Raw genomic sequence first — 4,864 nt, forward strand, 5'->3', positions numbered from 1 at the left:
TTTTTTTACGGAGAGTTTGATCCTGGCTCAGGACGAACGCTGGCGGCGTGCTTAACACATGCAAGTCGAACGATGAAGCCCAGCTTGCTGGGTGGATTAGTGGCGAACGGGTGAGTAACACGTGAGTAACCTGCCCTTGACTCTGGGATAAGCGCTGGAAACGGCGTCTAATACCGGATACGACCTGCCCCGGCATCGGGTGCGGGTGGAAAGTTTTTCGGTCAAGGATGGACTCGCGGCCTATCAGCTAGTTGGTGAGGTAATGGCTCACCAAGGCGACGACGGGTAGCCGGCCTGAGAGGGTGACCGGCCACACTGGGACTGAGACACGGCCCAGACTCCTACGGGAGGCAGCAGTGGGGAATATTGCACAATGGGCGAAAGCCTGATGCAGCAACGCCGCGTGGGGGATGACGGCCTTCGGGTTGTAAACCTCTTTTAGTAGGGAAGAAGGGCTTCGGCTTGACGGTACCTGCAGAAAAAGCACCGGCTAACTACGTGCCAGCAGCCGCGGTAATACGTAGGGTGCAAGCGTTGTCCGGAATTATTGGGCGTAAAGAGCTCGTAGGCGGTTTGTCGCGTCTGCTGTGAAAACCCGAGGCTCAACCTCGGGCCTGCAGTGGGTACGGGCAGACTAGAGTGCGGTAGGGGAGAATGGAATTCCTGGTGTAGCGGTGGAATGCGCAGATATCAGGAGGAACACCGATGGCGAAGGCAGTTCTCTGGGCCGTTACTGACGCTGAGGAGCGAAAGCGTGGGGAGCGAACAGGATTAGATACCCTGGTAGTCCACGCCGTAAACGTTGGGAACTAGATGTGGGGACCTTTCCACGGTCTCCGTGTCGCAGCTAACGCATTAAGTTCCCCGCCTGGGGAGTACGGCCGCAAGGCTAAAACTCAAAGGAATTGACGGGGGCCCGCACAAGCGGCGGAGCATGCGGATTAATTCGATGCAACGCGAAGAACCTTACCAAGGCTTGACATATACCGGAAACTTCCAGAAATGGTTGCCCCGCAAGGTCGGTATACAGGTGGTGCATGGTTGTCGTCAGCTCGTGTCGTGAGATGTTGGGTTAAGTCCCGCAACGAGCGCAACCCTCGTTCTATGTTGCCAGCACGTCATGGTGGGAACTCATAGGAGACTGCCGGGGTCAACTCGGAGGAAGGTGGGGATGACGTCAAATCATCATGCCCCTTATGTCTTGGGCTTCACGCATGCTACAATGGCCGGTACAAAGGGCTGCGATACCGTAAGGTGGAGCGAATCCCAAAAAGCCGGTCTCAGTTCGGATTGAGGTCTGCAACTCGACCTCATGAAGTCGGAGTCGCTAGTAATCGCAGATCAGCAACGCTGCGGTGAATACGTTCCCGGGCCTTGTACACACCGCCCGTCAAGTCATGAAAGTCGGTAACACCCGAAGCCAGTGGCCTAACCGCAAGGAGGGAGCTGTCGAAGGTGGGATCGGTGATTAGGACTAAGTCGTAACAAGGTAGCCGTACCGGAAGGTGCGGCTGGATCACCTCCTTTCTAAGGAGCATCTGGACACCGCAGGGTGTTCCAGGCGCCAGATCAAAGCGAATGTCTTTGCTGGTAGCTCATGGGTGGAACATTGAACTAGGTGCTCGGTGAGATCGTCTCGCGTCAGTACAGCCTTCGGGTTGGGAACGCGTCGGGGCGGTGGAGTCGGGTACATGCACGCTGTTGGGTCCTGAGGGACCGGGCCGGCTGCCTTCGGGTGGCGGGGTCGACTCTCCGGATCCTTTTCTCACGCCTGGGTGTGTGGGAGAGGGATACCGCCCGTATTTTGAGAACTACACAGTGGACGCGAGCATCTTAGATTCACGGCTTCGGTCGTGGATCGACAAGATTCGCATGGCGCGGCTTTCGGGCTGCGGTCATGCAAATCATTGGATCTGCAACTTTTCGAGTTGTAGTTTCTTAACTCATGTGATTAGCAAGTTCATAAGAGCAAACGGTGAATGCCTTGGCATCTGGAGCCGAAGAAGGACGTCGTAATCTGCGATAAGCCTCGGGGAGCTGATAAACGAGCTGTGATCCGAGGATTTCCGAATGGGGAAACCCCGCCAGGCCCCTTGTGGTGACCTGGTGACTCCCGCCTGAATATATAGGGCGGGTAGAGGGAACGTGGGGAAGTGAAACATCTCAGTACCCACAGGAAGAGAAAACAACAGTGATTCCGTCAGTAGTGGCGAGCGAACGCGGAAGAGGCTAAACCGAGTCATGTGTGATACCCGGCAGGGGTTGCATGGCCGGGGTTGTGGGACTTTTCGTTCCGGTCTGCCGGCCGGTGAACGTTACAGCGCATCATAGACGAACAGGTTTGAACGCCTGGCCAGAGCGGGTGCGAGCCCCGTAGTCGAAATGGTGTTATGGCGTGAAGAGTATCCCAAGTAGCACGGGGCCCGAGAAATCCCGTGTGAATCTGTCAGGACCACCTGATAAGCCTAAATACTCCCAGATGACCGATAGCGGACAAGTACCGTGAGGGAAAGGTGAAAAGTACCCCGGGAGGGGAGTGAAATAGTACCTGAAACCGTTTGCTTACAAACCGTCGGAGCCTCCTTGTAGGGGTGACGGCGTGCCTTTTGAAGAATGAGCCTGCGAGTTAGTGCTCTGTGGCGAGGTTAACCCGTGTGGGGCAGCCGTAGCGAAAGCGAGTCCGAATAGGGCGATTCAGTCGCAGGGTCTAGACCCGAAGCGAAGTGATCTATCCATGGCCAGGTTGAAGCGACGGTAAGACGTCGTGGAGGACCGAACCCACTTCAGTTGAAAATGGAGGGGATGAGCTGTGGATAGGGGTGAAAGGCCAATCAAACTTCGTGATAGCTGGTTCTCTCCGAAATGCATTTAGGTGCAGCGTTGCGTGTTTCTTGCCGGAGGTAGAGCTACTGGATGGCCGATGGGGCCCAAAAGCTTACTGACGTCAGCCAAACTCCGAATGCCGGTAAGTGAGAGCGCAGCAGTGAGACTGTGGGGGATAAGCTTCATAGTCGAGAGGGAAACAACCCAGACCACCAACTAAGGTCCCTAAGCGCGTGCTAAGTGGGAAAGGATGTGGAGTTGCACAGACAACCAGGAGGTTGGCTTAGAAGCAGCCACCCTTGAAAGAGTGCGTAATAGCTCACTGGTCAAGTGATTCCGCGCCGACAATGTAACGGGGCTCAAGCACGCCACCGAAGTTGTGGCATTGACATTAGTGGTAGGCCTTCGTGGTCCAGCCGTGTTGATGGGTAGGAGAGCGTCGTGTGGCGAGTGAAGCGGCGGTGTGAACCAGCCGTGGATGCCACACGAGTGAGAATGCAGGCATGAGTAGCGAAAGACGGGTGAGAAACCCGTCCTCCGGAAGACCAAGGGTTCCAGGGTCAAGCTAATCTTCCCTGGGTAAGTCGGGACCTAAGGCGAGGCCGACAGGCGTAGTCGATGGACAACGGGTTGATATTCCCGTACCGGCGAAGAACCGCCCAAGACAATCCAGTAGTGCTAAGTATCTGAATCCCTTTGATGGATCCCTTCGGGGTGAAGCGTTGGGCCTAGCGTACGACCCCGTGCTGGTGCGTTTAGCGTATTAACAGGTGTGACGCAGGAAGGTAGCCGAGCCGGGCGATGGTTGTCCCGGTCTAAGGATGTAGGGCGAACGATAGGCAAATCCGTCGTTCATATAGCCTGAGATCTGATGGGTAGACGCAAGTCGAAATCGGTGATCCTATGCTGCCAAGAAAAGCATCGACGCGAGGTTCTAGCTGCCCGTACCCCAAACCGACTCAGGTGGTCAGGTAGAGAATACTAAGGAGATCGAGAGAATCGTGGTTAAGGAACTCGGCAAAATGCCCCCGTAACTTCGGGAGAAGGGGGGCCTGAGGCGTGAACGGACTTGCTCCGGGAGCGTTCGATGGCCGCAGAGACCAGTGGGAAGCGACTGTTTACTAAAAACACAGGTCCGTGCTAAGTCGCAAGACGATGTATACGGACTGACGCCTGCCCGGTGCTGGAAGGTTAAGAGGAACGGTTAGCCGCAAGGCGAAGCTGAGAATTTAAGCCCCAGTAAACGGCGGTGGTAACTATAACCATCCTAAGGTAGCGAAATTCCTTGTCGGGTAAGTTCCGACCTGCACGAATGGCGTAACGACTTCCCAGCTGTCTCAACCGCGAACTCGGCGAAATTGCATTACGAGTAAAGATGCTCGTTACGCGCAGCAGGACGGAAAGACCCCGTGACCTTTACTATAGTTTGGTATTGGTGTTCGGTGTGGCTTGTGTAGGATAGGTGGGAGACGTTGAAGCGGGCACGCTAGTGTTCGTGGAGTCATTGTTGAAATACCACTCTGGTCACTCTGGATATCTAACTTCGGACCCTAATCGGGTTCAGGGACAGTGCCTGATGGGTAGTTTAACTGGGGCGGTTGCCTCCCAAAGAGTAACGGAGGCGCCCAAAGGTTCCCTCAACCTGGTTGGCAATCAGGTGGCGAGTGTAAGTGCACAAGGGAGCTTGACTGTGAGACTGACAAGTCGAGCAGGGACGAAAGTCGGGACTAGTGATCCGGCAGTGGCTTGTGGAAGCGCTGTCGCTCAACGGATAAAAGGTACCTCGGGGATAACAGGCTGATCTTGCCCAAGAGTCCATATCGACGGCATGGTTTGGCACCTCGATGTCGGCTCGTCGCATCCTGGGGCTGGAGTAGGTCCCAAGGGTTGGGCTGTTCGCCCATTAAAGCGGTACGCGAGCTGGGTTTAGAACGTCGTGAGACAGTTCGGTCCCTATCCGCTGCGCGCGCAGGAAATTTGAGAAGATCTATCCCTAGTACGAGAGGACCGGGATGGACGAACCTCTGGTGTGTCAGTTGTT

General features: G+C 55.6%; 2 rRNA genes. Both read left to right on the forward strand.

What is annotated here, in order from left to right:
• The first annotated feature begins 4 nt into the window (after nt 1-4).
• Nucleotides 5-1,527, forward strand: a 16S ribosomal RNA gene (locus C5B95_RS16955).
• A gap of 425 nt (nt 1,528-1,952) precedes the next feature.
• Nucleotides 1,953-4,864, forward strand: a 23S ribosomal RNA gene (locus tag C5B95_RS16960); the annotation flags it as partial.

The organism is Rathayibacter sp. AY1A7 (assembly GCF_002930845.1).
Lineage (GTDB): Bacteria > Actinomycetota > Actinomycetes > Actinomycetales > Microbacteriaceae > Rathayibacter.